Source organism: Cryptosporangium arvum DSM 44712, assembly GCF_000585375.1.
GTDB lineage: Bacteria > Actinomycetota > Actinomycetes > Mycobacteriales > Cryptosporangiaceae > Cryptosporangium > Cryptosporangium arvum.
On the sequence record NZ_KK073874.1, the window covers coordinates 3,152,875 to 3,177,926 of the forward strand.

A 25,052-nucleotide genomic window follows, 5' to 3' on the forward strand; every position below is an offset into this window, starting at 1 on the left:
ACTTTCAAGATATGGAGACGATCTCCAGTTGTCAAAGGAGGCTCCGGGTGACCGCCGCCAAGCCGTTGCGTGCCGACGCCAGACGCAACCGTGACGCCCTGCTCGCCAAGGCCCGTGAGCTGTTCGCCGACGGTTGTTTCGACCTGCGCTTCGACGACTTCGCCCGGCTGGCCGGCGTGGGCACGGGCACGCTCTACCGGCACTTTCCTACCCGCGCGGCGCTGGCCGAGGCGGTCTACCGGGAAGAACTGGCCGCGATGTGCGCCCGTGCCGGCGAGCTCCGTGCCACGCTCCCCGCGGCGGAGGCGCTCGCGGCCTTCCTGCGTGGCTTCGTGAGTCATCTGCACACCCACCAGGGCCTGGCTCGCACGCTCGCCACCCTGATGGCCTCGCGTTCGGACGCACTCGCCGACGGCGGCCGGGAACTGGACCGGACCATCGCCGACCTGCTGGCCGCGGGCGTCGAGGAAGGCACCATCCGCGACGACGTGGGCGCCGGCGCGGTGATGATGGCCTTGCAGGGCATCTGCACGGCGTGCAGCGAGCCGGGCTCCCGGGACGACGCGGACGGCACCGTGACCCTCGTGGTCGACGGACTGCGCCGCCGCGCGTGACGAGCCGGGCGGGTCGGCGTCGGCCGCACCCGGCTCTGTCGCCGAGGTCCGCCGGCTGGTCGTCGACCCGCTGACCGAGGCGGCCGTACGACATCTGCGGGCGCACCGACGACCCCTAACCGGGCGCCCGCCCCACTGATGCGCGGCCACCGTCGCGGCAACGGTTGAAGTGTCCACTAGCGTGACTGCCATGGCTTCGTTCAATGACACGGTGATTGAGAACTTCCGGGCGAACGACGGCGTGCTCGGCGGCCACTGGGAGGGCAAGGAGACCCTCCTGTTGCACACGCCCGGCCGCAAGTCCGGGAAGAACTTCGTGAACCCGCTGGTAGCAGCCCCGTTCGAGGGCTCGTACATCGTGTGCGGGTCCGGGGGCGGCGTGCCCGAGGACCCGCAGTGGGTGGCGAACCTGGAGGCGGTCGACGGCCCGGTCACGGTCGAGCTCGGCTCCCGGACCGTGCAGGCGGACGTCCGGGTGGTCCGTCCCGGCCGTGACGACGACTGGGAGAAGCTCTACGGCGTGTGGCGTGAGTACTGGCCGGACGCTGCCGACTACGAGACCAAGACCGACCGGAAGTTCCCGGTGGCCGTGGTCACGGTGCGCTGAGACGCCCGAGTCGGTACTGAAGGCCAGGGAGCACACGCTTCCTGGCCTTCGGCGCACCGGCCGTCCCGGTCGGGCCGAGGCGCCCGATCTCGTGCCAGGCCTAGACCTCGCTCCCTCGCGCGGCCACCACCAAACCTTTGTCGGCGGCATCCCTTAGGACGCCGGGAGCGCCCCCGTCGTCGTCGTTGACCAGAATGTGCACCTTCTCCTCGGCCCTGCTGATAGCGAGATAGAGAAGCGAGAGAAAGCGGGTTCTTTCCATGACCGCCTGCGGATCGGCGCTTATCTCCGGGATGCCGGCGACGATCGCGGAGGGGAACTGAAGTCCGGCCAGATACTCCGCAGGTCCCACCACCACGCCGTGATGGCGGTTGCGCAGTGAATCGGTGTCGGCCTGGCTGGTGATGATCGAGACATGAAACTTTCCCTGGCGTAGGCGCGCGGCGAGTGCGCTGAACCTGTCCCACTGCCGGGTGTCCACCACGGCGACCGCGATCCGACCATGGGAATACAGGTCGCGGACGGCGCGATAGATGTCGATCTCTTCGGCCGCTCGCGTGCCGCATGAGATGAGCACCGGTAGTGAACCGGCCGATCGAGCCGACTCGATCCCAGCAAAATCTATGTCCCAGTCCTGACCCAGGTCGAAGGTCGGGAAGTTGTGGTGGATATGTTTCACCAGGGTGAGGATTTGTGGCGTGAAGCGATGCACTGAAGTGAGTTCGAAGTTGGCGACCTGGTCATCGTCCGGTGAGTCGCTCTCGCCGAGAGACGTAGTTTGATCGGCGGCCGACCCGAGAAAGTCCAGAGACGGCGACTGTCGAGGATCCATCGCCATGAAAATTTTGGGGTACACCGCGACATCGCGCGTCAGGTAGTGGAGGACCTGCCGCTCAAGCGGATTGAAGTAATGAAACTCATCCACGAAGACGAGGTCGTAGCCGTGTGAACGCCGCAAGCGGTTCCAATTCCGGCTTTGTAGAAAACCCAAGAAGTCCGACAACACTTGATCGGACGTCACGAGCTGACGTTCGTCCAGACTAGCCATGTGTCGGCAGTAGATCTCGTAGACCACTCGCATGTCCGCTCGGCCGGCCAAGGGGAGCATCCAGGCCGCGCGTGGAACTTTGTAGTAACGGAGATCCGAACCTGCTCCCGGCCAGATACGGGCAGCGCCGAGTACCGAGCCGAATTCAACGAGGAGATCCCACGCGAGTGCAGTCCGGTGGGTCGGTTCGGACGAATCCAACCGCGATCTCAATGCTTCGCTCGTGGCGTCTCGGTAGGTGATCCAGTCCCCTGACGTGAAGTCGGCGAGAACCTCGCGAATCTGGTCGAGCTGTTCACGCTTGCCGCTGTAGCTGTCGTCGCCGACCAGGCTCGAACCAGCACCGTTCTCGGAATAGATCGGCGCCATGTTCTGCGCGACCTCCAACAGCGGAAACACATCGAGTTCAGGAGTCGAACCGAACCCCATGGCGTCGACGATCTGATCGATCTCGGTGGCGATCGACCAGCTGTGCGTCGCCACCAGGACCCGGATATCCTCGTTGCGCTCCTTCGCGCGGAGCATCTCCCGAATTGCCTTCAGGGTGAGCGTGATCGTTTTCCCGGAGCCGGCGGGCCCACGCAGTCGGATCGACTTGCCCGGGTCGGCGGTGATGAACGCTCGCTGGTCGTCGTCGACCGCCTCCATCCATTGCTCGTAGGACCAGCCCTTCGCGACCGAATTCTCTCGTATCCGGAGCCGAACTTCGACGTCGACCGGCTCGGTACGACGCTCCTGCTCGAAGTGCGCAGCTGCGGCGGCGAATGCGATGGACCATTCTTCGTCGAAGTCCGGGAGTTCGACAGCGTTAGCTGCCTCGAATTCCTCCAGTTGTACTTCGCGCTTCGACGTGGTCGCGGCCCAGAAGACCACATCTGATCTCTTGTTGGACAGCACCTCTGCGATCCACCGGCTCCGGTTCACCTCGGGGGGCGGCACGGCAAAAAAGGCGATGTACCTGTTGTGCTTGTACTGGTGCCAGTGGGTGGGTAACGACAGCGGTCCTGGTGTGCGGGCCCGCTCGGCGAAGTTCGTCATGCGGCTGACGACGTCGGATCGCCTGGTCGACAGGTGCTCAGGAACAATGAGCTCCGCGTCGTTCTCGCTACGCATCACGATGATCCGCTGGGCATCCTCGCCGTCGCCTGCGGCGAGCAGAATGTCCACACTTGGCTGGTTTGATACGAAGAGGCGTGCTGATGACGGAATGGCATCGGGGCTGAGCCCGCTCGCGATCTCGCCGGCTGCGGCAACAGTCATGATCAATGGCTTCATTGCAGACTGTCCCCCAATACGACGGAATGAAAGTCGCGCATCTCCTCGTATTCGTCAGGCAGTCCGATCGACATGAAAACGAGGGCAAATCGTTGGACGAGGGCGTGGGTGAACTTGTCTTTCAGGTGGGAAATCCGGCGATACGACGCTTGTTGCCGAGCTGCGCTGAGCACGATCTGCGGTTCCCAGATCTGCTCGATGTGTCGCAGATAGGCGAAGTATCCATCTTCGTGTGCCGGGGCAATTGCACCGAGGAACAGGGCGTCGCCCGGGGGGCTTTTGTACACTTGCCTGAGCTCAGAGATGATGGATCTGGCCACCTTGTCGCGCTTCGACTGGCCGGCTTCGAGTACCTGTGCCTCAACCAGAGTCGCTACCGCCGCCCGCAGGCTCTCTACCGGTGCGTCCATGAGGCGGATCGCATCGATAGCGGACTGCGCCCGGGCTGACTCCTGCCCGTCCAAGCCGAGGGTGGTGACGATCGCGGCCGTGCTCTGCTCGCTGGCCCACTCCCGCGCGCGGCGATCGCTGATCGAGGTTCGGCCAACTGTATCGAAAACCGCTCTGAGATCCTTGAGTGGTCCCTTGATCAGCCGCTCGCGCATTTTGGGGACCTGCAAAAGTAATAGATATTCCTCTGCTCGCAGCAGCGGGATGCAGGTCACGCGACCCTGATGCTTCGTATGTGCGAAATCGCAGTCAGCGGTGACGACAAAGAGATGTCTGTTCCACGGAAGCGCGGCTGCTGCCGTTGCTTCAAGTATGTCGCCTTGGCGTAACGGATGTTCTCTATTGATCTCGCAGTACTCCACATAGTGCTCGGTCATCGTTCCCCCTGAAAGAGCAGCGCCTCTCAATGGCAAGGTAACGGATCTGTGGGCGCCCGCTCGTTACCGCTGCTTCTACTGTCTGCTCGGCTGAACAACCGGCACCGTTCGGGCTACGGTTGCCGTGCTCGAGTACAAGGGACATTGCTGCGGCTCGACGTCCGGTTCCGACCTGAATTCGTCGCAGGTCGCTACTGGTTCGCTCCTGATCGTTCGCTCATCGGTATGAGTGCATGTGATGATCGCCGATTCATCAGGTCGGGTCCATCGGGGGTGGAAGGGTTGATGCGCGAATTCTCATCGGCGCATGCTGACCACTGCCTGAATGGTTCTGGCCGCTGGATCGAGCAAGGCCGACGGCGGCGTCTTCGGTGTACCCGAGGGCACACAGTGGGCGTCCGTATGGTCCGTTCGGCGGCGGCGACCGGACAACACTGAGGGCCGGGAAGCGCGGCTTCCCGGCCCTTAGTGCGTCAGGCATGCATTCTTCTCCGCCGCACGCGCGGAGTTCTGGCGTCCCTCAGGGATGACGTTGACACGGGGACTTGTCGCCGACGAGCCAGAAGTGGCCGAAGGGATCGATGAAGCCGCCCTGGCGATGGTTCCTCAGGGCGTGCGGCGGCGTTCAGCGGGGGTCGGGGTCGTCGACGAATACCTCGATCGGCGTGGTCGTCCCGTGTAGTGCCCGCGGGGTGTCCCATCGGCCCTCTGGTTCAGCGAGGAAGAACGGCGCGCTCGGAGAGCTCGAACATGTTGCCCCAGGGATCGCGGAAGAACGCCAGCCGGGCGCTGATGTCGGCGATCTCGAACGGTTCGTTCACGATGTCGACTCCGCGCGCGCGGAGTTCGGCGAGGGTGGCGTCGACGCTCCGCACCTCCAGGCAGACGTGGTTGAAGCCGCTTTCGCCGAGGCTCGCGTCGACGTCGTCGAAGACGGTCTGGGTGGTGGCGCCGGGGCCGGCCAGGATCTCCAGGTGGAAATCGTCGTGGTCGGGCGGCAGGACGTAGGCGAGCGTGAGGTCGCCGTAGGGCCAGGTCTGCAGCACGCGCCAGTCGAGTTTGTCGACCCAGAACGAGCGCGCGTCCTCGAAGTCGGGGTAGCGGATCGCGGTGTGGTGCGGGCGGACCGAGGCGAACGGCGAGTCGGGGTTGCGCGGCGGGTTCTTCGGAAGTGGCATGGCCCGACGCTAGGAAGCGGCCTCGCCGCCGGTCATCGTCCGCCGCTCCAGGTCCCGACCCCGATTATTGTCGCCGCGCACGACCGGGCCGGCCGTAGAGTCGAGCCGTGGACCAGCGGGAACTCCTCGCCGACGCTCTCCACGACCGGGCCGACCTGCTCGCGCCGGCCGTCTACGGAGAGATCGTCGCGCACATACCGTCGTACGAGAACGTGCCGCGGGCCGACGTCGAGGCGTCGGTGCGCGAGATCGTCGCGGACGTCTGCCGGTTGATCCGGACCGGCACCGTGCCGCCGCCCGCGAGCATCACGCAGGCGGAGGAGTCCTCGCGGGCGCGGGCCAAGCAGGGCGTGCCGATCCACGACATCATGCACGCGTTCCGCTTCACGACCGGCGCGATCCGGGACGCGGTGCTCGACCTCGGCATCGACGCGCTCGCGGTCGTCACGCTGCTGTGGGCCTACAGCGACGCGTACACCGCGAACGTCGTCGGCATCTACCGGCAGTCGGACATCGAGGGCGCGCTGGAGCAGGCCCGGCGGGCGCAGCAGTTCCTGCTCGGCCTCCTGGACGCGACGTTGAGCGACGGTGACCTCGAGGTCGCCGCGTCGGCGCTGCTGCTCGACCCGACCGTGTCCTACCGCGCGGTGCGTGCGCTGCCGTTGCGCGGCGACGTCGCACCGCAGCTGCGTGAACTCCAGCGCCAGGCCGCGCGGCACCCCGGGGTGAGCGTGCTGGCGGCGATCGGCACGCAGTGCGTCGGCGTGCTGCCGTTCCGCCCGGACGCGGTGGGCGACGACGTGCTGATCGCGCTGGGCCCGTCCGTGCCGCTGCCAGAGCTCGCCCGGTCGTTCCGGTCGGCGCACACCGTGCTCACCGCGGGCACCCGGCTCGGGCTCACCGGGACGCACGCGCTGGAGGACCTGAGCTGGCGCGCGGCCGCCGCCCACGCCGGTGAGGTCAACGGGATGCTCCGGGCGCGCTACCTCGACCCGGTGGCCGCGCAGGGCCCGTTCGGTGCGCTGATCCTCGAGGCGGTGGCGGCGTACCTCGCGGAGGATCGGAACGTGCCCAGGGCGGCCCGGGTGATCCCGGTGCACGTGAACACGCTGCGGTACCGGTTGCGCCGGTTCGAGGAGCTCACCGGCCGCTCGCTCGACTCCACCGAGACGATCGTCGAGGTGAGTTTCGCCCTCGGGGTGTCAGCGCACACCGGGTGAGCTGCGCGGCGCCCCGGACGTGGTTACCGTCGAGGGGTGAACTCAACCTGTCCGGTGTGCGGTGAGGAAGGGCGGCCGATCCTGTTCGGATTGCCGTCGAAGGAGGGCTTCGAGGCCGCTGAGCGCGGCGAGTACGTGCTCGGCGGGTGCGTGTTGCCGTCGGAGCCGGTGAACCGGGCGTGCCCGAACGCCCACCGGTGGGACGACCGGTCGTCACCGCGGCCGTAGGCCGTCGAGCAGGATCCCGGCGAGGTGGGCCGCGCCGGCCGAGGCCGGGCCCGAGGGGTCAGCCGAACCAGGTCGTGAGGGCTCGTTCCAGCTCCGCCGGGTCGGTGCCGGCCCAGGTGACGTGGGCGTCGGGGCGGATCAGGAGGGCGTCGGCCGGGCGGTCGGCGGTCACGATCGTGCTGACGTCGACCCGGTCCTTCCACGGGTGGGCGGCGGCCCGGAGGTCCGGGCGCCCAGCCGTGCACCTCGGCCGCGAGTTTCCAGGCGAGGTTCACCGCGTCGAGCAGCCCCAGGTTGAGCGCCGCGCCGGTGGCCGGCAGCAGGTGGGCCGCGTCGCCGGCCAGGAACACCCGCCGGTCGCGGTACCGCTCGGCCTGCCGCGCCTGGAACTGCCAGCGGGACAACCGGAGCGGCGTCCCCATCGGCAGCTCCACCCCGAGCACGCGCCGGACGCTGTCGCCGAACTCGGCCAGCGCCATCGGCTGGTCGTCGTCGTACTCGACGAGTTCGTCCTCCACCGTGTTCGCGAACAGCACCCCGTCGGTGATGCCCCCGTAGCCGAACACGCCGCCCGCGGTCCGCGTGAACCCCACGCTCAGCCGGCCGACGCCGTGGACGTCGAGGTCGCCGTCGGGCAGCCCCGGCACGGTGACCCGGGCGAGCCGGTTGACCTCGGGGTACGTGGTGCCGGGGAACGCGATCCCGGCCAGGGTGCGGACGGCGCTGCGCGGTCCGTCGCAGCCGACGACCCACCGGGCGGTGAGGCGCTCCCCGTCGCGCGTCCCCACGGTCATCGCGTCGGTGTCCTGGGTCACCCGCCACACCTCGTGACCGCGGCGGACGTCGGCGCCGAGTTCGCGGGCACGGTCGTCGAGCAACCGCTCGAGCCGTGCCTGCGGAATCGCGATCGCGTGCATCGGCGCGTCGGCCAGCCCGGTCAGGTCGACGTGCACGCCACCGAACGGGAAGCGCGGCGCCGGGTCCGGGTCGTCGGCGAGCGCGCGGAGCGGGTCGAGCAGCCCTCGATGGCGCAGCAGCTCGAGGATCCGGCCGCCCAGACCACCGGCTCTGGCGACGGTCCGCGGCTCCGGGTGCCGCTCGATCACCACCGGCCGGACGCCGGCCAGGCCCAGTTCGGCGGCGAGCATCAGGCCGGTCGGCCCGGCTCCGACGACGACGACGTCCGCATCGGTGTGGTTCGTGGACACGGGGACGGATTCTGCCCCAGGTGGGGGAGCGCCCGGAGCGGACCGCTCCGGGCGCTCCGGCTAGCAGCGTTTCCAGGCGAAGCGGTAGGACGCCGACGGCTCGTTGGTCCCGGCGTCCATGCTGATCCGTCCGACGACGCCGGGGCGGCCGGTGACGCTCACGTCGACCTGCAGGTTCACCGGGGTGTTCCGCCCGCACGGCGCCCAGGAGATCGAGCCGGGACGGACCACGCGGCGCAGATCCCAGATCGCGTCGAACGGGCCGGTGAGTTCCCGGTCGGTGGTCTCGGTGCGCGGAAGGCCGACGAACCACGTGCCGGCACGCGCGGTGGCGCCCGCGCCCGGGGGCAGCGTCGCCCGGCCGCGCAGCAGGACGTTGTCGACCCCGAACGTGTAGCCGCGGACGACCGGGGCGCGGAGCGACACGATGCACGTCGAGCGTCGGCTGGTGGCGGGTACGCCGCGACCCTGCTGGGCTTGCAGAGCCGCGAAACTGACGTCGACCCGGCTCAGGTCACGCAGCCTGACCTGGGTGTTGGTGGGGCGGCAGCCGGTGCCGGCGATCGCCTGGACGCTGAACTGCCCGTCCGGCGGTTCGGCGGCCGCGGCGGCCGGAGGGGCCACGAGGGCGCCGGCCAGGAACGGAGCCAGCAGAAGTAGTCGTCCGCGCATGGCTTCAGCACTCACGCCAGGCGATGTTGTAGATGGTCGTGACCTCGCTGTCGGTGGCGTCCATCGTCATCAGGCTGGTGGTGTCCGGGTTCATCCGACCGGCGTCGACCGCGAGCGACGTCTCGATGTTCAGCGGCACCATGCCCCGGCGGCAGGGCATCCACTGCACTTCCGGGAGGGGGACGTCGTCGGTGGCCTGCCAGTTGTCCCGGTACTCGCCCGAGAGCTCCCTCCGGATCAGCCCGGTCAACGGCAGGCCGACGAACCAGTACTGCGTGTCCAGCCGTCCGGTGGCCCCCTCGGCCAGGTCGGCGTATCCCCGGAACGTCGTGCGGGTGACCCCGAACGTGTAGCCGTGCGGGACGCCGACGCCGACCGTGACCACGCACTGCTGGCGTCGCTGGGACGTCGCGATCCCGCCACCGCTCTGCGCGGTGTAGTTGCTGTACGTCAGGGAGAACGCAGTTTTGTCCTCGGTGCCGACCACGGTCGTCGTGCCGGGCGGGCAGCCGCTGCCGTGGACCCGCTTCACCTCCATCGTGAACTGCCCGGGCGGCGGGTCGTCGGAGCGCACCGCCGCGGCTCCGGGCTGCACGGTCGCCAGCACAACTCCGAGCACACCGAGCGCCGCGAACGCGACCCGTCCCCATCTTCGACACACCATCGCTACCCCCGTAGGTCCGACAAGACCCGGCGATACTAACTACGCGAAAACCCACTAACCGGACGACGCGCGCCACCAAAAAGGTGTGTGGATCTCACTTTCGTCGTGCCACGCTTTCCGGCATGACGCTGGTGTGGGTGACCGGAAACTCCGGGGCCGGCAAATCGGCGGTCTGCGAGCTGCTCAAGCACCGCGGATACGAGGCGATCGACGCCGACTGGGAGGGCTACAACCACTGGGTGGACCGGATCAGCGGAGAACGCGTCAGCGATCCGCCGGACCCGGTGCCTCCGGGATGGCTGAATCGCTTCGGCTGGACGATCGACCGCGCCGAGGTCCTCGCCCTGGCGACGCGGGCGGCCGACCGGACCGTGTTCCTCTGTGGCTCGGTCGAGAACGAGGACGAGGTCCGGGACCTGTTCGACGTGCTGATCTGTCTCGTCGTCGATACGCCGACGCTGCGGTCCCGGCTCGCGAACCGCACCACGAACTCGTTCGGCGCGCACCCGGAGGAGCTGGCCGCCGCGCTGCGCGACAACGACACCGCGGAGTCGACCTACCGGCCGCTCGGCGCGACGATCGTCGACAGCACGCGGCCGTTGGCGGTGGTCACCGACGAGGTGCTCGCCGCGTCCGGCGGGTCACGGGGTGGCCGGGGGCTCGGCGTGGACGATCCGGGTCAGCGACGGCCAGAGCAGGGCCAGGAAGACGGCTGAGCCGGCGAACGCGAACCAGAACGGCGCGGCCACCCCGAAGTGGTCGGCGAGGACACCGCCCACGGCCGCGCCGACGACCAGACCGCCGTAGAGGCCGATCGTGTAGACGCTGCCCACCCGTCCCTGCAGGTGGGTGGGGACGGCGCGCTGGCGCACGGTGGTCGAGGTGGTGCCCCAGATGAAGGCGTGCGCGCCGAAGACGAAGAAGATCGGCAGCGCCACCAGGGGAGAGGTCGTGGTGGCCAGCCCGAGGTGGGTGAGCGTCTCGATGACCAGGCCGACGCGCATCACGTTGCCGAGGCTGACCCGCGCCGTGATCGGCCCGTAGAGCACGCTGCCGAGCAGGCCACCGACCGCCGACACCGCGGTGATCAGGCCGAACCCGATCGCGCCGAGCCCGAGCCGGTCCTGGGCGTAGAGCACGAGCACCGACCACGCCGCGCCGAACGTCACGTTGAAGATCAGGATCGTCAGGGCCAGCGTGCGCACCGCGGCGTGCCGCACCGTCCACGCGACGCCCTCGCGGATCTCCCGCCGGGCGGTGCTGCGCGGCCGGGCCTCGGGTGCGACCGGCCGGATCCGGCGGATGAGCAGCACCCCCGCGGCCACCAGCACCGCCTGCGTGACGAACGGCCAGACCTGCCCGGCGACGAACAGCGCGGCGCCGAGCGGAGGACCGGCGAGCTGGTTGAGCGTGATGAGCCCGACCTGCAGGCGGGCGTTGGCCAGCACGAGGTCGTCGGAGGAGACCACCATCGGGGTCAGCGTCGCGGTGGTGTTGTCGGCGAAGACCTCGGCGGTGGCCAGCAGCCCCAGGGCGAGCAGCGCGCCCGCCACGCCGAGCCGGTCGGTGGCGAGCGCCACGACCAGCACGGCGAGGACGACCGCACGGCTGCCGTCGGCGAGCACGACGATCCGGCGCCGGTCGTGCCGGTCGGACAACACCCCGGCGTAGAGCCCGAACACCAGCGGCGGCGCCCAGCGCAGCAGCGCGGCCGCCGCGATCGCCGGCGGGCTGTCGGTCAGCGAGGCCACCAGCAGAGGCCCGGCCGCGGCCGCGACGCCGTCCCCGAGGTTCGTCGACCAGGAGGACGCGAGCAGCCACCGGAAGGAGCCGCCGAGGCGGGCGGGCGCCAGGAGTTCCCCGATCGAGGGCCCGGCGCGGCGGGCGCTGTTCACCGCGCTGCGGGTCGGGACCTCGCCGTTGCGGGCGGGGTGGCCTGCGCCCAGGGCCGGGTGCTCGCGTAGCGGCCGGCGCGGATGGCTCGACCCAGCGTGATCAGCGCGGTGATCATGCCCTCCGGAAGGCCCGCCCCGGTCAGGTGCGCCCGGTAGTCGTCGTCCTCGAGGACCCGGGCCGTGACCGGCGCGCCGGTGCGCTCGCTGAGCAGCGCCGCGACCCCGTTCGCGTCGAGCGCGGCCGGACCGTTCACCTCCAGGACCCGCCCGGCGTACCGGTCGTCGGGCGCCGCCAGCACCTCGGCCGCCGCCGCGGCGCAGTCCTCGCGGGTCACGTACGCCACCGCGCCCGAGCCGGAGTTCGTCACGTACACCCCTCCGGGTGCCGCCGCGTCGAGTCCGTCGAGGTACAGGTTGTTCCGCAGGATCGTCCAGGTGGCGAAGTCGGCCTTCAACCGAGCCTCGGTCGCGGTGTGCGCGGCATTGAGGAACTCCGGAGGGCCGCCCGCGCCGACCAGCGAGGTGTAGACGACGTGTCCGACCCCGGCGGCGGCGGCCGCGTCGAGCGCCGCGGCGTGCTGGGCGGTGCGCGTGTCGTTCGAGCGTGCGTCGGTGCTGATCACCAGGAGACGATCGAGCCCGGCGAACGCGGCCGCCAACGTCCGCGGACGATCGAAGTCGGCCTCCCGCACCAGGAGCCCCTCCGCGGCGGCGCGCCGTTCCGGATGCCGGGTCAGCGCGACCACCGGTACCCGCCCGGCCAGCCTCCGCACCACCGCGCGTCCGAGTGCCCCTCCGGCGCCTGTCACTCCCACGAGCACGAACCGCTCCTCCCGACGACGACCGAGTGCTGATCGTCCACGATGGCTCCGTACCGCGAAAGCCGTTATTCGCCCGCCGCGAGAACCGAGGCGCCCCCCACCGCGATGCTCACCTCCCGCCGACGCTCCTCGACGTTCCGGTAGGCCTCCAGCCAGAGGTGAACCGTCGTCGGTTGTGGTCGGAGCGGCGCCTGCGCCGGCCCGGGACAGCGGTGTCCCGGGTGCGGCCACCAGCGTCGCATTCGCCCCGGCCGACGGCACGACCCCTGGCGCTCCGGCCACCGACCAGAAGGCCAGCTTTCCGGACGGACCACCGGTGGTCGTCGGTGGCGGAAAGCCCACGCTGTCGCGTGTGTCGTGAACCGAACGTTCGCGGTGTAGCGGCGCCGATCGTGCCTCGAATAGATCCGCGCGAAAGTAGTGGCGCAGCAGGGGGAACACACACAGCGCACCACGCGCCCCGGGCCGCGCCACGTCCGACCACCGCCGGCGCGAACTCCGCGCGGTGGCCCACTGCCGCGCGGATGCCGTGCACGGTGGAACAGGGGCAGCGCGGCGATCCGGTCCGCCATCGGGATCGGGCTGCCGCGGGGGGTGACGCTTACAGTGGCCGGGTGGGGGAGGCTCGGTTGCATCGCGTCGCGGTGTTGGTGCTCGAGGGCGCCAAGCCGATGGACGTGGGGATTCCGGCGCAGGTGTTCACCACGCGGGCGAGCATGCCGTACGAGGTGCGGGTGTGTGGCGTCGAACCGGGGCTCGTGGCCGGGGGTGACGGGCTGTCGTACCACGTCGCCTCCGGGTTGGACGTGCTCGGCTGGGCCGACATCGTGTTCGTGCCCGGCTACCGGTTCCCCGACCGGGAGGAGCCGCCGCGGGCGGTCGTCGACGCGTTGATCGGTGCGCACGAGCGCGGGGCCCGGCTGGCCGCGATCTCCACCGGGGCGTTCGCGCTCGCCGCGACCGGGCTGCTGGACGGCCGCCGGGCGACGACCCATTGGCACTACACGCGCGCGCTGGCCGCGAAGTACCCGCGGATCCGCGTCGACGAGAACGTGCTGTTCGTCGACGAGAAGAGCGTGCTCACCTCGGCCGGAGCGGCGTCGGGGCTCGACCTGTGCCTGCACGTGCTGCGCGGTGACCTGGGGGTGGCGGCCTCCAACCACGCGGCCCGGCGGCTGGTCGCGGCGCCCTACCGCAGCGGCGGTCAGGCGCAGTACGTGCCGCGCAGCGTCCCCGAGCCGCTCGGCGAGCAGTTCGCGGCGACCCGCGAGTGGGCGCTGCACCACCTCGGGGAGCCGCTCACGCTGGCCGCGCTCGCCCGGCACGCGGCGGTGTCGGCCCGGACGTTCTCCCGCCGGTTCGTCGAGGACACCGGCTACACGCCGATGCAGTGGGTCATGCGTGCCCGCGTCGACCGGGCCCGGGAGCTGCTCGAACGCTCCGAGCTCTCCGTCGAGCGGATCGCCGCCGACGTCGGGCTCGGCACCGGCACGAACCTGCGGCTGCATTTCCAGCGCATCCTCGGTACCACGCCGACCGAGTACCGGCGGACGTTCTCCCAGGGCGAGTGAGTCACCAGTGGTCGACCTGGCCGCGGATGCGTGCCAGCAGCCGGAACAGGCCGGGGACCGTGTCGGTGGACGTGTCGGTCACCTCGTGGCGCACGTTCGTGTTGGTCAGCACCGCACAGGTCAGACCGTCGGGAGAGCGCTGCAGGAGGCCGGTCGCGCCCGGCAGCACCCCGGTGTGGGACCCCACCCCGGGGTCGATGGCGCCCTCGCCGGAGGTCGTCCAGCCGGCACCGTACCCGCTGCTCCCGGCCAGCCCGCTCGGCGTGGTCATGAAAGCGGTCGACGCGGGGGCCTGCACGTCGGAACCGGAACCGTCGACGCGCACCGCGAAGCGGAGCAGGTCGACGGCGGTGGCCATCCAGCCGCCGTGCGCGTCCATCCGGTCGATCCGGATCCGGTACGGGTCCTCGTCGCCGGGGGAGGGGTAGCAGCGGATGATGTCGCCGTTCGGCGGCGCGTCGCGGGCGGTGAGCATGCCGCCGACGCCGCACGCCCGGAGGAGGTCCTCGCGGACGACCGCGAGCGAGACCGCGGGGAGGCCGTGGCCGCGGGCGAAGTCGGCCACCAGCGCCGGCACGACGACACCCGCGTCGCGGCGGCGCCGGATCGGGGTGAAGCGCGCCACCGAGGGTGAGTCCACCGAGTACGGACCGAGCTGGTCGGGGCGCAGGCCGTCGGCCTGATACCGGGCCAGGTCGCTCTCGAGCCGGGACCGGTCCCAGCCGTGGACCGCGACGAACGTGGTCGGCACCTGCTCCCAGAGCGTCACGTAGCGCACGCCTTCCGGGCCCGACCAGCCGCTGGTCCGGACGACGCTTCAGCCGGCCGCGGTGAGCCGGTCGAACTCGGCCTGCGCCTGGGAGGAGTCGGACGGGCCGGTCAGCGACCGTTCGGTGGGCGCGACGTGGCGGTAGCCCGACAGGTCCACGACCCGCTTCCCACGGCCGCGTGCCCGTGCCTCGTGCGCGCGGAACGTGGATCGAGCGCTGCGGGCCGGGGACGTCCTCCCAGACCCAGGCGAAGCTGCGCCCGGTGGAGCTGGGGTAGCCGGTGAACAGCACCGGGCGCTACTGCGACCCGGTCACGCGCTGTGTTGACGGACGCGCCCGCCGTGGCGTGATCCTTTCGAACCATGGCGCTCACGCCACTGCTGTCCGGGCCCGCGGTGGGCGACGCTGGGGTCATGACTCGGATCGCCATCAACGGCTTCGGCCGCATCGGACGCAACGTGCTCCGCGCGATGCTGGAGCGCGACACGAAACTCGACGTCGTCGCCGTCAACGACCTCACCGAACCGGCCGCGCTGGCCCGGCTGCTCGCCTTCGACTCGACGGCCGGACGGCTCGGCCGCCCGGTCACCGCCGAGGGCGACGAGCTGGTCGTCGACGGCCGCCGGATCACCGTGCTCGCCGAGCGCGACCCGGCGAACCTGCCCTGGGCCTCGCTCGGCGTCGACCTCGTGCTCGAGGCGACCGGTCGCTTCACGTCCGCGAAGGCCGCTCGCGCCCATCTGGACGCGGGCGCGCGCAAGGTGCTCGTCGGCGCGCCCTCCGACGGGGCCGACGTCACGCTCGCCTACGGCGTGAACACCGGCGCCTACGACCCGGCCGCGCACACGATCGTCTCGAACGCCTCGTGCACGACGAACGCGCTCGCGCCGCTGGCCAAGGTGCTCGACGACCTGGCCGGCATCGAGCACGGCTTCATGACCACCGTGCACGCCTACACGCAGGAGCAGAACCTGCAGGACGGCCCGCACCGCGATCCGCGCCGGGCCCGTGCCGCCGGGATCAACATCGTCCCCACCACGACCGGCGCGGCCAAGGCCATCGGCCTGGTGCTGCCGAACCTCGACGGCAAGCTGTCGGGCGACTCGATCCGCGTGCCGGTGCCGGTGGGTTCGATCGTCGAGCTCAACACGGTGGTGGCCCGCGACGTGACCCGCGAGGACGTGCTCGCGGCCTACCGCGCGGCGGCCGACGGCCCGCTGGCCGGTGTCCTCGAGTACTCCGAGGACGCGCTGGTCTCGTCCGACATCACCGGGAACCCGGCGTCCTCGATCTTCGACTCGGCGCTCACCAGGGTCGACGGCCGGCACGTCAAGGTCGTGGCCTGGTACGACAACGAGTGGGGCTTCTCGAACCGGGTGATCGACACGTTGGAGCTGCTCGCCGCGAGCTGATCTCGCTATCGTCGGCGGTGTGGACACGGCGGACGAATTCTGCCGGCTCGCCTGCCTGACCTATTCGGGCGACGACGGGCCGCAGCGATGGGACACGGCCGCGCGCCTGCTGGCCGAGGAGCCCGGGCTGACGCGGGGACACGTGTGGGCCGCCGCGGCGGCCGCGCGGGCCGACGAGGTGTCGGCGCTGCTCGACGCCGACCCGTCCACAGCCCGGGCCGCCGGAGGGCCGTTCGGGTGGGAACCGCTGCTGTACCTCGTCTACTCCCGGGTTCCCGGGGGTGACGCGGTCGCGGCCGCGCGGTCGCTCCTGGCCGCCGGCGCCGACCCGAACAGCGGCTTCGTCCTGGCGCCGAACACGTTCAGCGCGATCACCGGGGTGTTCGGGAGCGGCGAGCAGAACCAGCCGCGCCACCCGCGGTGGCGTGAACTGGCCCGGCTGCTGCTCGACGCCGGCGCCGACCCGAACGACGAGCAGGCGCTCTACAACTGCATGTTCGGTGCGTCGGACGAGCACCTGGAGCTGTTGTTCTCCGCCGGGCTCGCGGACCGGGGCCTGCTCCGGATCCAGCTGCGCTGGGCGGTCGAGCACGACCTCCGCGACCGGGTGCGGCTGCTGACCGAGCACGGTGTCGACGTCCGCTCGCCGTACGAAGGCGACGGGCCGGCCTGGGCGGCGGGGGACGGGCGGACGCCGGTCGCGCTCGCGCGCCTGTGCGGCAACACCGAGATCGCCGACTACCTGCTCGCCCACGGCGCCGAGCCGCCCCCGCCGGACCCGGTCGCCGACCTGATCGCCGCGGTGTTCCGGGGCGAGAACGCCACCGCGCCCGCCGACGTGGTGGCGCGGGCCGTCCGCGAGCGGCCGGGCCTGGTCGTGTGGGCGGCGGCGGCCGCGCCCGCCGCCGTGGAGCGCCTGGTCGAGCTCGGGTTCGACGTCAACGCGCTCGGCCGGGCCGACGCACCGGTGGAGCAGGAGTGGGAGACCGCGCTGCACCACGCCGCCGGGGCGGGGGACGTCGACCTGACCCGGCGGCTGCTCGCGCTCGGTGCCGACCCGGGCGTCCGCGACCGGCGGTTCGACGCCACGCCGCTCGACTGGGCCCGTCACCTGAACCGGGCGGCCACCGCGGAGCTGCTCGGCTGATGCGTCGCCGCGATCACGGCGACGAAGGCCAGCTGCACCGCGGTCGCGGCGATCAGACGGAGCGGGAGCCCGTCGGCGTCGGGCCAGGCCGCCAGCGTCAGCACTACGAGGAGCGTCGCCGCCGTCGCGGCTGCGGCCGCCCGTCGGCGGCGGCGCCGGAAATGCACGAGGAAGACGACGGCCGCCGCGGTCCAGCACACCGAGGCGAGCAGGAACCCCAGCTCGTGCAGGGCGCCGTGCCAGGAAAGGCGCTCCGGGGCTCCGGCCGGCGCGCCCGCCGGGAAGCCCGCGCCCGCGTCGGTCACGAACACCCCCGCCACGACCATGCCGACGCCGAAGCCGACGATCAGCGCCCCGCCCCATCGCGGGCGGACCGTGATCCCGGCGAGGACGAGCAAGACCCCGGTGAGCACGAAGCTGGCGATCTGGATCCAGCCGAGGTCGCCGAGCGCGAGGAGGCTCACCGGGTGTCGTCCCGGTTCGAAGCCTTCCCGGGTGAACGCCTGCACGGCCCAGGCGACGACGAACAGCGGACCGGCGATCAGGGCCGCGGTGCGGGTCATGGTTCCTCCGAGTGGTCGGGATTCACCCGGGACGTCGGAGCCGGCGCGCGCGAGCGGACAGCCGGTGCGCGTGGGCGGGTATCAAAGGCGCGTCGGCGGATTCAGGGGCGGAGGCGGGCGGCCTGGGCGCGCAGGTAGCGCTGCTGCGGGAGGCTCGCGGTGCGGGCCGCCGCCTCCTCGTAGGCCGCGCGGGCCGCGACCGGGTCACCGGCCCGTTCCAGCAGGTGCCCGCGGACCGCGGCCACGCGGTGATCGGCGGCCAGCCGTCCGTCGTCGACCAGCCGGCCGACGAGGCGCAGACCGGCCTCGGGCCCGTGCACCATCGCCACCGCGACCGCGTGGTTCAGCGCCACGACCGGGTTGTCGGCCATCCCCAGCAGCACCTCGTAGAGCGCGAGGATCTGCGGCCAGTCGGTCGCCTCGGCGCTGGGTGCCTCGTCGTGCAGCGCCGCGATCGCCGCCTGGACCTGGTAGGGGCCGACCGGCCCCCGGGGCAGCGCGGACTCCAGCACCGCGACGCCCTCGGCCACGCGCCCGGCGTCCCACCGGCGGCGGTCCTGTTCCGACATGGGCACCAGCGAACCGTCCGGTGCGGTCCGGGCCGGGCGTCGCGCGTCGGTCAGCAGCATGAGCGCGAGCAGGCCGCCGACCTCGGCGTCGCCCGGCAGCGCCCGGTGCAGCAGACGGGTGAGGCGGATCGCCTCCGCGGTGAGTTCCACCCGGTGCAGCGCCGGACCGGCCGTGGTGGCGTACCCCTCGGTGAAGACCAGGTAGAGGACGTGGAGCACGGCCGGGAGCCGGGACTGCTGATCGGCGGGCAGCGCGAACGGCAGGCCGCTGTCCTTGATGCGCTGCTTCGCGCGGGTGATGCGGCGCGTCATCGTCGACTCGGGGACCAGGAACGCGCGGGCGATCTCCGCGGTGGTCAGGCCGCCGACGGCACGCAGCGTCAGCGCGATCTGCGACGCGACCGGCAGCGACGGGTGGCAGGCGAGGAACAGCAGGATCAGCGTGTCGTCGGAGTCGCGGGCCTCGCCGGGGTCGTCGGGCAGGGCACGCGCCTCGCGGGCCTTACGGGCCTGTTCGCTGCGCAGGATGTCGGTGAGCCGGCGGGCCGCGACCCGGATCAGCCAGGCCTTCGGGTCGTCCGGGCGGCCCTCGGGCGGCCACTGCAGCGCGGCCGCGAGCAGCGCCTCCTGGGTGGCGTCCTCGGCGGCGTCGAAGTGCCCGTACCGGCGGACGACCGCCGCGAGGACCTGCGGCGCCAGCGCGCGCAGCAGGTCCTCGGTCGTGGGCCCGGCGGTCAGAGTTCCGGCTCCGGCGCGTGGTCGAGGATCGGGCGGACGTCGCAGTACCCGTCGGCGAACACGTCGTTCGGGCTCGGGCAGGCGGCCAGCCGGCCCGCGATCCGGGTCGCGCGGTCGAAGCTCTCGCAGTCGACGACCCAGTAGCCGGCGAGCACCTCCTGGGTCTCGGCGTACGGGCCGTCGGTGACGATCGGCACCCCGTCCTTCTGGCCGACCCGGCGGGTGTGGACCGGCGCGTCGAGCCCGCGGGTGTCGACGAACTCGCCGGACTCCATCAGGTCCTTGGTGAACTGCTCCATGAACGCGTGCATCGGCGCGAAGTCGTCGGGGGCGGCGCTCGTCATCAGGTCGTAGTCGCGCTGCGAGCCGTACATCAGGATCAGGTACTTCATCGGGTCCTCCTCGGATCGGTGCGTTCGTGGGGGACGTCGGAGCCGTGCACCGTCTCCGGACACCGAGTGCAGTGCGGCTGGGCCGGGCCCGGCGGGTTCAACCAGTGAACGCGGAGCCGGTGCTGCCGTCGGTGTCGGGGCTGATCACGGCGGCCACGCAGCGGTAGACCCGCGAACCGTCCGCGAAGGCGGCCTCGCTCGGCGGGAGGACGTCGACGCTCCACTCGGCGACCGGGATCGTCGGGGCGTTCGCGCGCCGGGAGGCCAGCATGACGTCGGTACTGCACAGTTTCTTCACCGCGGGGTGGGCGGCGAGGGTTTTCTGGCTGGAGGTCAGCGCGTCCCGGGGGAGTGGCGCGATCGCGAAGGTCTCCCAGCGGTGGAGGTCCTCGCAGGGCTGCCGTTCGATCGTCACCTGGCCGACGATGACGACCATGCCCGACCAGCATTCGGGCTCGACGACGCACCGGCCGCCGTTCGCGGTGGCCGGGCAGTTGCCGGTCGTCGTTTCGACGCCGTAGTCGGGGCCGGAGCGGGTCGCTGCGGTGGGGGCCTGGTTCGCGCTCTCGACGGTGGGGAGGCCGGTCTCCTCGTTCCAGGGCCGGGTGGCGGCCACGAGCCCGGCCGCGACGACGGCGACCAGAGTCAGCACTCCGACGGCGGTGAGGACGGCCGCTTTCCGGGCGGACATCCCCCGCCGCTCCGACGCCGGGGCCTGATGCGGCCCGGTGTGGTGGGGCGGTGGCCGGTGCGGGATCGACTGGTGCGGGATCGACTGGTGCGGGATCGAGTAGGGCGGTCCGGAGTGGGGCGGTACCGAGAAGGACGCGCCGTGCGCTGCTCTCACCTGGGGCGGACCGGATCTCGGTGGGGCGGAGACGGAGGCGCTGTGCCGGTCGCCGCCGGGCGGGCGGAACGAGGCGCCGGACGTGGTCGGGCTCGCCGGGTCACCGGTGGCGTGTTCCGGCGCGTACCCCGGCCATGCCGACGAGGAGAACGTCACCGGCGTCCGCGCCAACGCCGCACGCATCGCCGCCCCGTCCGGGAACCGATCGGCCGGATTCGGCGCCATCGCCCGTTCGATCACGCTCATCAGCGCCCCGGGCACCCACGGCAGCACCGGCAACGGCTCGTCGTGCATCCGCACGATCGCGGCCAGGCTCGGCGACCCGGTGTCCGGGAACCGCGGCGGCCGCCCGCTGAGCAGCGCGTAGAGCGTCGCCCCGAACGAGTACACGTCCGCCGACGGAGCCGGCTCCACCAGCGAGAACGCTTCCGGCGGCGCGTACGCGGGCGTCAGCGACTCCAGCGTCGCCGACTGCTCGGCGTCGGCCGTGATGATCGAGGCGAGCCCGAAATCGGCGAGCCCCACCATCCCGTAGCGGTTGACCAGGATGTTCCCGGGCTTCAGGTCCCGGTGGAGCACACCGAGCGAGTGCGCGGCCCCGAGCGCGTCGGCCAGCCCGACGCTCATCGCCTGCACCTCGTCGGGCGGTAAGCCCCCGCGCCGCTTGAGCACGGTGGCCAGCGACCCTCCGGTGCACAACTCCATCACCAGGTACGGGCGCCCGTCGGCCAGCGTGCCGGCGTCGTAGAGCCCGATCACGTTCGGGTGATCGGACAGCCGCCCCGCGGCGTTCACCTCGCGGTAGAAGCGGCGCTGGTCCCGTTCGGTGGTCAACGTCCGGTTGTCGATCTTCACCGCGACGTCCCGGCCGACGACGATCTGCGTCGCCAGGTAGACGGTCGCGCAGCCGCCGGAGCCCAGCACGTCACGGATGGCGTAACCAGGGACGTCGGGCGGTCGGTGCACGGCCGGAAGCCTAAACCACGCTCTCCCGTAGGCTGCGCGGCGTGAGCGCCGTGACCCCCCGCCCCACCGCCGGTTCCGAGTTCGTCTGGGGGCTGCGGCTGCTCGGGCGCGGCTTCGGGATGTACGCGAAGTACCCCGGGTTGTTGCTGCTGGGTCTGATCCCGGCGGTGATCGCGTTCTTCGTCCTGCTGGCGGCGTTCGTCACGTTGCTGGTGTTCCTCGACGACCTCGGCGGGTGGATCGCGGGGTCCTTCGCCGGCGGCTGGTCGGCCGACGCGCGGAAAGCCGCCGAGCTCCTGATCGAGGTCACGATCGTCATCGGGGCGCTGTGGCTCTCGGTCATCGTCTACACGGCGCTGACGCTGATCATCGGTGACCCGTTCTACGAGAAGATCTCCGAGGAGATCGAGCGCCGGCTCGGCGCCGTCGACCACCCCGAGCTGCCCTGGCACAAGACGCTGCCGCGTAACGCCGCCGACTCGATCCGGGTGATCGGCACGCAGCTCCTGCTCACGATCCCGGTGCTGCTGATCGGGCTGGTGCCGTTCGTGGGGCAGGTCCTCGCGCCGATCCTGGCCCTGCTCATCGGTGGCTGGCTGCTCAGCCTCGACCTGACCGGCATTCCGTTCAACCGGCGGGGCGTCTTCCTCAAGGAGCGCCGGCGCGTGCTGCGGCAGCACCGGGCGCTGGCGCTTGGGTTCGGGATCCCGGTGGCGGCGCTGGCGCTGGTGCCGTTCGCCAACATCGTGGTGGTTCCGGCGGCGATCGCCGGCGGGACCCTGCTGACCCGCCGCGTCCACGGCCAGCCGATCGACTAGGGCGCAACGCGCCGGTCCGGGAGGGCGGTCGCCGTCCCGAGCAGCACCGGGAGGACCGCGTCGGCGACCGCGATGCGGTGCTGTGTGTCGTCGACGTCCGCGGTGAGCGCGAAGACGACGAACGACGCCACGCTGAGCGCGGCATCCGCCGGGGCGGTGTTCGGTCTGCGCCCGCACCGGCTGCTCGGCACCGACATTCGGCTCGCGTCATCGCTAGTCGGGCGCCCCGGTCGGCTTCGCCCCGGTCGGCTTCGTCCCCGTCGGCTTCGGGGCCGGCCGGCGCGCGATCACCACGGCGATCGCGCCGCCCAGCGTGATCACCAGCCCCGCGACGACGATCAGGTACGCGCCGACGTCGGGGCGCACCCGCAGCAGCGCCGTGCAGAAGTACTCGTGGGCGCACGAGCTCAGGTCCCGGTTGCCGCTACGCAGGTCGACGACGTACCAGAGCCAGGCGAGCGAGGTCAGGAACCCGGGGATGCCCGCGGCGGCGACGAACCAGGGTCGGGACCGGGTCAGCCCGACGACCGCCAGCACCCCCGCCACGAGCACGGCGGCGAGCAGCAGCAGCGCCTCGGCGGTGTTCGGCCGGCTGGCGTCGGTGCCGGTGATCGCGTCGACGGTGCGCGAGCGGGGTAGGAACAATGCCGCGACCAGCAGCGCCGCACCGACGCCCACCACGTACGCGGCCCGGGCGAGTGGTTTCACGGGCGGCAGCCTACGCGGCGAGGCAAGCTAGGCCGCATGTCTCGAGTCTTCATCACCGGATCCGCCGACGGCCTCGGGCTGCTGGCCGCGCGTCAGCTCGCCGGTGAGGGCCACCGGCTGACGCTGCACGCCCGCCGCGAGGAGCGCGCCGACCAAATCCGCAAAGCACTGCCGGAGGCCGACGTCGTGGTCGGTGACGTCTCCACCCTCGACGCGATGCGCTCGGTGGCCGAGCAGGTCGACGCGCTGGGCCCGCACGACGCCGTCATCCACAACGTCGCGGTGGGCTACCAGGAGCCGCGCCGGATCGAGACCGCCGACGGGCTGGCGCACGTGTTCGCGGTGAACGTGCTGGCGCCGTACGTGCTGACCGCGCTGATCACCCCTCCCGCACGCCTGGTCTACCTGAGCTCGGGCATGCACCAGAGCGGCCGCCCCGACCTCGACGACCCGCAATGGGTCGATCGGCGGTGGAACGGCTCGCGGGCCTACTCCGAGAGCAAGTTCTACGACCTGATGCTCAGCCGCGCGGTGGCCCGCCGCTGGCCGGACGTCCGCGCGAACGCCGTCGACCCGGGCTGGGTGCCGACCCGGATGGGTGGCCGCGGCGCCCCCGACGACCTGCGGCTCGGCGCCGACACGCAGGCCTGGCTCGCGGTCACCGACGCCCCGGCGACCGGCGCCTACTTCTACCACCGGGAACCCCACTCCGCGCTGCCGTCGACCGCCGAGTCCGAGGACGCACTCGTCGACTACTGCGCCACGCTCAGCGGCATCCCGCTCCCGTGACCCGGGTCCGCGTGCTCACCCTGAACGTCCAGCACGACGCCGGCGACCCGGGCCGCACCGCGCGCATCAACGCCGAACTGCGGCGGCTCGCGCCGGACATCGTCGTGTTCCCGGAGGTCCGCTACCCCGACGACACCCGCGACCAGCTCGCGGAGCTGGTCGACGGCGTCGGCCTGCGCACCACGCACCAGGCGGAGATCCTCGAGCACCTGCCGCCGGACGCGGACGTCTACGGCGGCAGCGCGATCGCGACCCGCTGGCCGCACCGGGTCCTGGAGGTCGTCGACGGCCGCACCCCCGAGGGCGTCTACTGGTACACGCTTGCCGCGTCGGTCGAGCTCCCCGGCGCCGGTCCGGTGCTGCTGCTCACGCCGACGACGTTCTGGAAGCCCGACGCCGAAGCCTGGCGGGAGCGGCAGATGCTCGAGCTCGCCGCCCTCGACGCCCGGCACCGCACGCGGCTGCCGACGATCGTCGCCGGTGACTTCAACGCGGTGCCGGAGTCCGCGAGCATCCGGTTCCTGAGCGGCCTGCAGTCACTCGAGGGCCGCAGCGCCTACTACCACGACGTGTGGGCGGTCGCCGGCGACGGGCCCGGCCACACCTGGACCGTCGACAACCCGCTCGGCGCCGCCGAGATCGAACGGCTGGTCGGGCAGCCCGGCGTCCGCTACCGGATCGACTACGTCTTCGTCGGGTCCGGCCCGGGTGCCCGCGTCGTCGGCGCCGCGGTCGTCGGCGAGGAGAATCCGCTCAGCGACCACCACGGCGTGCTGACCGACCTGGTGTATTCCGTCTAACCCTCGTGCAGTGGCTGACCGGTGGGACCGCTGTCCTCCGGCTCCTCCGGCAGGTCGACGGCCTGGCCCTCCCAGGTGACGACCTTCCAGCCGTCGGAGGGCGCGCCCTCCAGCGTCACGATGCCGGTGTTGCTCAGCGCGTGCTCGGCGGCCCACTCGACGTCGACGTTCGCGGCGCGGGCGGCCACCCAGGCGCGGATCGCCGCACCGTGGCTGACCAGGGCCACCGTGCCCGCCCCGGTCGCGGCGGCCTCGTCGATCACCGCGTCGTAGCGGCCGAGGAACTCGGTACCGTCCTCGCCGCCGGGCATCCGCAGCTCGGTGCGGCCGGCCGACCAGCCGAACACCGTCTCCAGGTACGTCTTCACCGACTCGTGGTCGCTGAGCATCTCCAGGTCACCGGCGACCACCTCGCGCAGCCCGTCGCGGACGACCGGCTCCAGCCCGCGCGCGGAGGCCAGCGGCGCCGCCGTGAGGTGCGTGCGGACGAGCGTGGAGACGAACAGCACCTCGATGTTCTCGTCGGCCAGCGCACCCGGCAGCGCGGCCGCCTGGTCGAGGCCGAGCTCGGTCAGACCGGGGCCGGGGACGCCGGTGTCGAGCAGGTGGGCGACGTTCGACGGAGTCTGGCCGTGGCGGATCAGGATCAGGCGCATGCCGGGGTTCAACTCCGCGAGAGTGAGGGGACGTACTCCTCAATTGTCT

At 71.6% G+C, this 25,052-nt stretch carries 26 protein-coding genes; 10 read left to right on the forward strand and 16 right to left on the reverse strand.

What is annotated here, in order from left to right; genetic code table 11:
• Nucleotides 1-47 precede the first annotated feature (47 nt).
• Together CRYAR_RS14730 and CRYAR_RS14735 are read left to right on the forward strand one after the other, a co-directional pair.
• Nucleotides 48-614, forward strand: a complete 567-nt coding sequence (locus tag CRYAR_RS14730; protein WP_035851335.1) for a TetR/AcrR family transcriptional regulator — start codon at nt 48-50, stop codon at nt 612-614.
• Nucleotides 615-804: 190 nt separating this feature from the next.
• Entirely contained in the window at nt 805-1,221 is a 417-nt protein-coding gene (locus tag CRYAR_RS14735) for a nitroreductase/quinone reductase family protein (RefSeq protein ID WP_035851337.1), read from the forward strand.
• 100 nt (nt 1,222-1,321) lie between these two features.
• Here CRYAR_RS14735 and CRYAR_RS14740 read toward each other — a convergent pair whose 3' ends face one another.
• The 3 genes from CRYAR_RS14740 to CRYAR_RS14750 form a co-directional block, all read right to left on the reverse strand.
• Nucleotides 1,322-3,544, reverse strand: a complete 2,223-nt coding sequence (locus CRYAR_RS14740) for a DEAD/DEAH box helicase (protein WP_157017675.1) — start codon at nt 3,542-3,544, stop codon at nt 1,322-1,324.
• A complete protein-coding gene (locus tag CRYAR_RS14745) occupies nt 3,541-4,371 on the reverse strand; it encodes a hypothetical protein (protein ID WP_157017677.1) in 831 nt (276 codons plus the stop codon). The genes CRYAR_RS14740 and CRYAR_RS14745 overlap by 4 nt, the downstream gene beginning before the upstream one ends.
• A 713-nt stretch (nt 4,372-5,084) precedes the next feature.
• Complete coding sequence (locus tag CRYAR_RS14750) at nt 5,085-5,549, reverse strand: VOC family protein (RefSeq protein ID WP_035851343.1); 465 nt, start codon at nt 5,547-5,549, stop codon at nt 5,085-5,087.
• Nucleotides 5,550-5,656: 107 nt separating this feature from the next.
• Here CRYAR_RS14750 and CRYAR_RS14755 point away from each other — a divergent pair, with 107 nt between their 5' ends.
• Entirely contained in the window at nt 5,657-6,769 is a 1,113-nt protein-coding gene (locus CRYAR_RS14755; protein ID WP_035851345.1) for a PucR family transcriptional regulator, read from the forward strand.
• Between the two features lie 23 nt (nt 6,770-6,792).
• Here CRYAR_RS14755 and CRYAR_RS51260 read toward each other — a convergent pair whose 3' ends face one another.
• Genes CRYAR_RS51260 through CRYAR_RS14770 form a run of 3 tightly spaced genes read right to left on the reverse strand, consistent with a single transcriptional unit; the run spans nt 6,793 to nt 9,541 of the window.
• Nucleotides 6,793-8,205 (reverse strand): FAD-dependent monooxygenase, encoded by a 1,413-nt coding sequence (locus tag CRYAR_RS51260; protein ID WP_051570218.1) that lies wholly within the window; start codon nt 8,203-8,205, stop codon nt 6,793-6,795.
• A gap of 60 nt (nt 8,206-8,265) precedes the next feature.
• Entirely contained in the window at nt 8,266-8,892 is a 627-nt protein-coding gene (locus tag CRYAR_RS14765; protein WP_157017679.1) for a DUF4360 domain-containing protein, read from the reverse strand.
• Complete coding sequence (locus CRYAR_RS14770) at nt 8,882-9,541, reverse strand: DUF4360 domain-containing protein (protein WP_051570220.1); 660 nt, start codon at nt 9,539-9,541, stop codon at nt 8,882-8,884. The genes CRYAR_RS14765 and CRYAR_RS14770 overlap by 11 nt, the downstream gene beginning before the upstream one ends.
• A gap of 122 nt (nt 9,542-9,663) precedes the next feature.
• On the opposite strand from CRYAR_RS14770, the gene CRYAR_RS14775 reads away from it, so the two are divergent.
• Nucleotides 9,664-10,257, forward strand: a complete 594-nt coding sequence (locus CRYAR_RS14775; protein ID WP_035851349.1) for a DEAD/DEAH box helicase family protein — start codon at nt 9,664-9,666, stop codon at nt 10,255-10,257.
• Here CRYAR_RS14775 and CRYAR_RS14780 read toward each other — a convergent pair.
• Nucleotides 10,183-11,436, reverse strand: coding sequence for an MFS transporter (locus CRYAR_RS14780; protein ID WP_035851350.1), 1,254 nt, complete (start codon nt 11,434-11,436; stop codon nt 10,183-10,185). The genes CRYAR_RS14775 and CRYAR_RS14780 overlap by 75 nt on opposite strands.
• Nucleotides 11,433-12,257 carry an NAD(P)H-binding protein gene (locus tag CRYAR_RS48015; RefSeq protein ID WP_169745030.1) on the reverse strand — a complete coding sequence of 275 codons (825 nt, stop codon included), beginning with the start codon at nt 12,255-12,257 and terminating at the stop codon, nt 11,433-11,435. The genes CRYAR_RS14780 and CRYAR_RS48015 overlap by 4 nt, the downstream gene beginning before the upstream one ends.
• 614 nt (nt 12,258-12,871) lie before the next feature.
• Here CRYAR_RS48015 and CRYAR_RS14790 point away from each other — a divergent pair.
• Nucleotides 12,872-13,828, forward strand: coding sequence for a GlxA family transcriptional regulator (locus CRYAR_RS14790; RefSeq protein ID WP_245620458.1), 957 nt, complete (start codon nt 12,872-12,874; stop codon nt 13,826-13,828).
• A gap of 1 nt (nt 13,829) precedes the next feature.
• Here CRYAR_RS14790 and CRYAR_RS14795 read toward each other — a convergent pair whose 3' ends face one another.
• Entirely contained in the window at nt 13,830-14,597 is a 768-nt protein-coding gene (locus CRYAR_RS14795; protein ID WP_157017681.1) for a serine hydrolase, read from the reverse strand.
• A gap of 414 nt (nt 14,598-15,011) precedes the next feature.
• On the opposite strand from CRYAR_RS14795, the gene gap reads away from it, so the two are divergent.
• Nucleotides 15,012-16,010, forward strand: coding sequence for a type I glyceraldehyde-3-phosphate dehydrogenase (gene gap / locus CRYAR_RS14800; protein WP_035862560.1), 999 nt, complete (start codon nt 15,012-15,014; stop codon nt 16,008-16,010).
• Nucleotides 16,011-16,029: 19 nt separating this feature from the next.
• Nucleotides 16,030-17,157, forward strand: a complete 1,128-nt coding sequence (locus tag CRYAR_RS14805) for an ankyrin repeat domain-containing protein (RefSeq protein ID WP_051570224.1) — start codon at nt 16,030-16,032, stop codon at nt 17,155-17,157.
• Here the strand turns inward: CRYAR_RS14805 and CRYAR_RS14810 are convergent.
• The 4 genes from CRYAR_RS14810 to CRYAR_RS14825 form a co-directional block, all read right to left on the reverse strand.
• Nucleotides 17,118-17,720 (reverse strand): DUF998 domain-containing protein, encoded by a 603-nt coding sequence (locus tag CRYAR_RS14810; RefSeq protein ID WP_035851352.1) that lies wholly within the window; start codon nt 17,718-17,720, stop codon nt 17,118-17,120. The two genes, CRYAR_RS14805 and CRYAR_RS14810, sit on opposite strands and share 40 nt — an antisense overlap.
• 101 nt (nt 17,721-17,821) lie before the next feature.
• A complete protein-coding gene (locus CRYAR_RS49565; protein ID WP_035851353.1) occupies nt 17,822-19,027 on the reverse strand; it encodes an RNA polymerase sigma factor in 1,206 nt (401 codons plus the stop codon).
• Complete coding sequence (locus CRYAR_RS14820) at nt 19,024-19,419, reverse strand: YciI family protein (protein WP_035851354.1); 396 nt, start codon at nt 19,417-19,419, stop codon at nt 19,024-19,026. Before CRYAR_RS14820 ends, CRYAR_RS49565 begins: the two co-directional genes overlap by 4 nt.
• Nucleotides 19,420-19,516: 97 nt before the next feature.
• A complete protein-coding gene (locus CRYAR_RS14825; protein ID WP_035851355.1) occupies nt 19,517-21,232 on the reverse strand; it encodes a serine/threonine-protein kinase in 1,716 nt (571 codons plus the stop codon).
• A gap of 41 nt (nt 21,233-21,273) precedes the next feature.
• Here CRYAR_RS14825 and CRYAR_RS14830 point away from each other — a divergent pair, with 41 nt between their 5' ends.
• Nucleotides 21,274-22,050, forward strand: a complete 777-nt coding sequence (locus CRYAR_RS14830; protein WP_084700498.1) for an EI24 domain-containing protein — start codon at nt 21,274-21,276, stop codon at nt 22,048-22,050.
• On the opposite strand, the gene CRYAR_RS14835 is transcribed toward CRYAR_RS14830, so the two are convergent.
• Both CRYAR_RS14835 and CRYAR_RS14840 read right to left on the reverse strand, forming a co-directional pair.
• Nucleotides 22,047-22,247 carry a hypothetical protein gene (locus CRYAR_RS14835; RefSeq protein ID WP_035851357.1) on the reverse strand — a complete coding sequence of 67 codons (201 nt, stop codon included), beginning with the start codon at nt 22,245-22,247 and terminating at the stop codon, nt 22,047-22,049. The genes CRYAR_RS14830 and CRYAR_RS14835 overlap by 4 nt on opposite strands.
• 16 nt (nt 22,248-22,263) lie before the next feature.
• Entirely contained in the window at nt 22,264-22,758 is a 495-nt protein-coding gene (locus CRYAR_RS14840; RefSeq protein ID WP_035851359.1) for a hypothetical protein, read from the reverse strand.
• A gap of 36 nt (nt 22,759-22,794) precedes the next feature.
• On the opposite strand from CRYAR_RS14840, the gene CRYAR_RS14845 reads away from it, so the two are divergent.
• Together CRYAR_RS14845 and CRYAR_RS14850 are read left to right on the forward strand one after the other, a co-directional pair.
• Complete coding sequence (locus CRYAR_RS14845; protein ID WP_035851361.1) at nt 22,795-23,547, forward strand: SDR family NAD(P)-dependent oxidoreductase; 753 nt, start codon at nt 22,795-22,797, stop codon at nt 23,545-23,547.
• Complete coding sequence (locus CRYAR_RS14850; protein ID WP_035851363.1) at nt 23,544-24,347, forward strand: endonuclease/exonuclease/phosphatase family protein; 804 nt, start codon at nt 23,544-23,546, stop codon at nt 24,345-24,347. Before CRYAR_RS14845 ends, CRYAR_RS14850 begins: the two co-directional genes overlap by 4 nt.
• Here the strand turns inward: CRYAR_RS14850 and CRYAR_RS14855 are convergent.
• Nucleotides 24,344-25,003 (reverse strand): histidine phosphatase family protein, encoded by a 660-nt coding sequence (locus CRYAR_RS14855; protein ID WP_035851366.1) that lies wholly within the window; start codon nt 25,001-25,003, stop codon nt 24,344-24,346. The genes CRYAR_RS14850 and CRYAR_RS14855 overlap by 4 nt on opposite strands.
• Between the last annotated feature and the right edge of the window lie 49 nt (nt 25,004-25,052).

Coding starts and splice junctions, on each gene's coding strand:
- CRYAR_RS14740 (WP_157017675.1), bottom strand. CDS start 3,544: ATGAAGCCATTGATCATGACTGTTGCCGCAGCCGGCGAGATCGCGAGC.
- CRYAR_RS14820 (WP_035851354.1), bottom strand. CDS start 19,419: ATGAAGTACCTGATCCTGATGTACGGCTCGCAGCGCGACTACGACCTG.
- CRYAR_RS14855 (WP_035851366.1), bottom strand. CDS start 25,003: ATGCGCCTGATCCTGATCCGCCACGGCCAGACTCCGTCGAACGTCGCC.
- CRYAR_RS14745 (WP_157017677.1), bottom strand. CDS start 4,371: ATGACCGAGCACTATGTGGAGTACTGCGAGATCAATAGAGAACATCCG.
- CRYAR_RS14835 (WP_035851357.1), bottom strand. CDS start 22,247: ATGTCGGTGCCGAGCAGCCGGTGCGGGCGCAGACCGAACACCGCCCCG.
- CRYAR_RS14735 (WP_035851337.1), top strand. CDS start 805: ATGGCTTCGTTCAATGACACGGTGATTGAGAACTTCCGGGCGAACGAC.
- gap (WP_035862560.1), top strand. CDS start 15,012: ATGACTCGGATCGCCATCAACGGCTTCGGCCGCATCGGACGCAACGTG.
- CRYAR_RS14810 (WP_035851352.1), bottom strand. CDS start 17,720: ATGACCCGCACCGCGGCCCTGATCGCCGGTCCGCTGTTCGTCGTCGCC.
- CRYAR_RS14775 (WP_035851349.1), top strand. CDS start 9,664: ATGACGCTGGTGTGGGTGACCGGAAACTCCGGGGCCGGCAAATCGGCG.
- CRYAR_RS14845 (WP_035851361.1), top strand. CDS start 22,795: ATGTCTCGAGTCTTCATCACCGGATCCGCCGACGGCCTCGGGCTGCTG.
- CRYAR_RS14770 (WP_051570220.1), bottom strand. CDS start 9,541: ATGGTGTGTCGAAGATGGGGACGGGTCGCGTTCGCGGCGCTCGGTGTG.
- CRYAR_RS14750 (WP_035851343.1), bottom strand. CDS start 5,549: ATGCCACTTCCGAAGAACCCGCCGCGCAACCCCGACTCGCCGTTCGCC.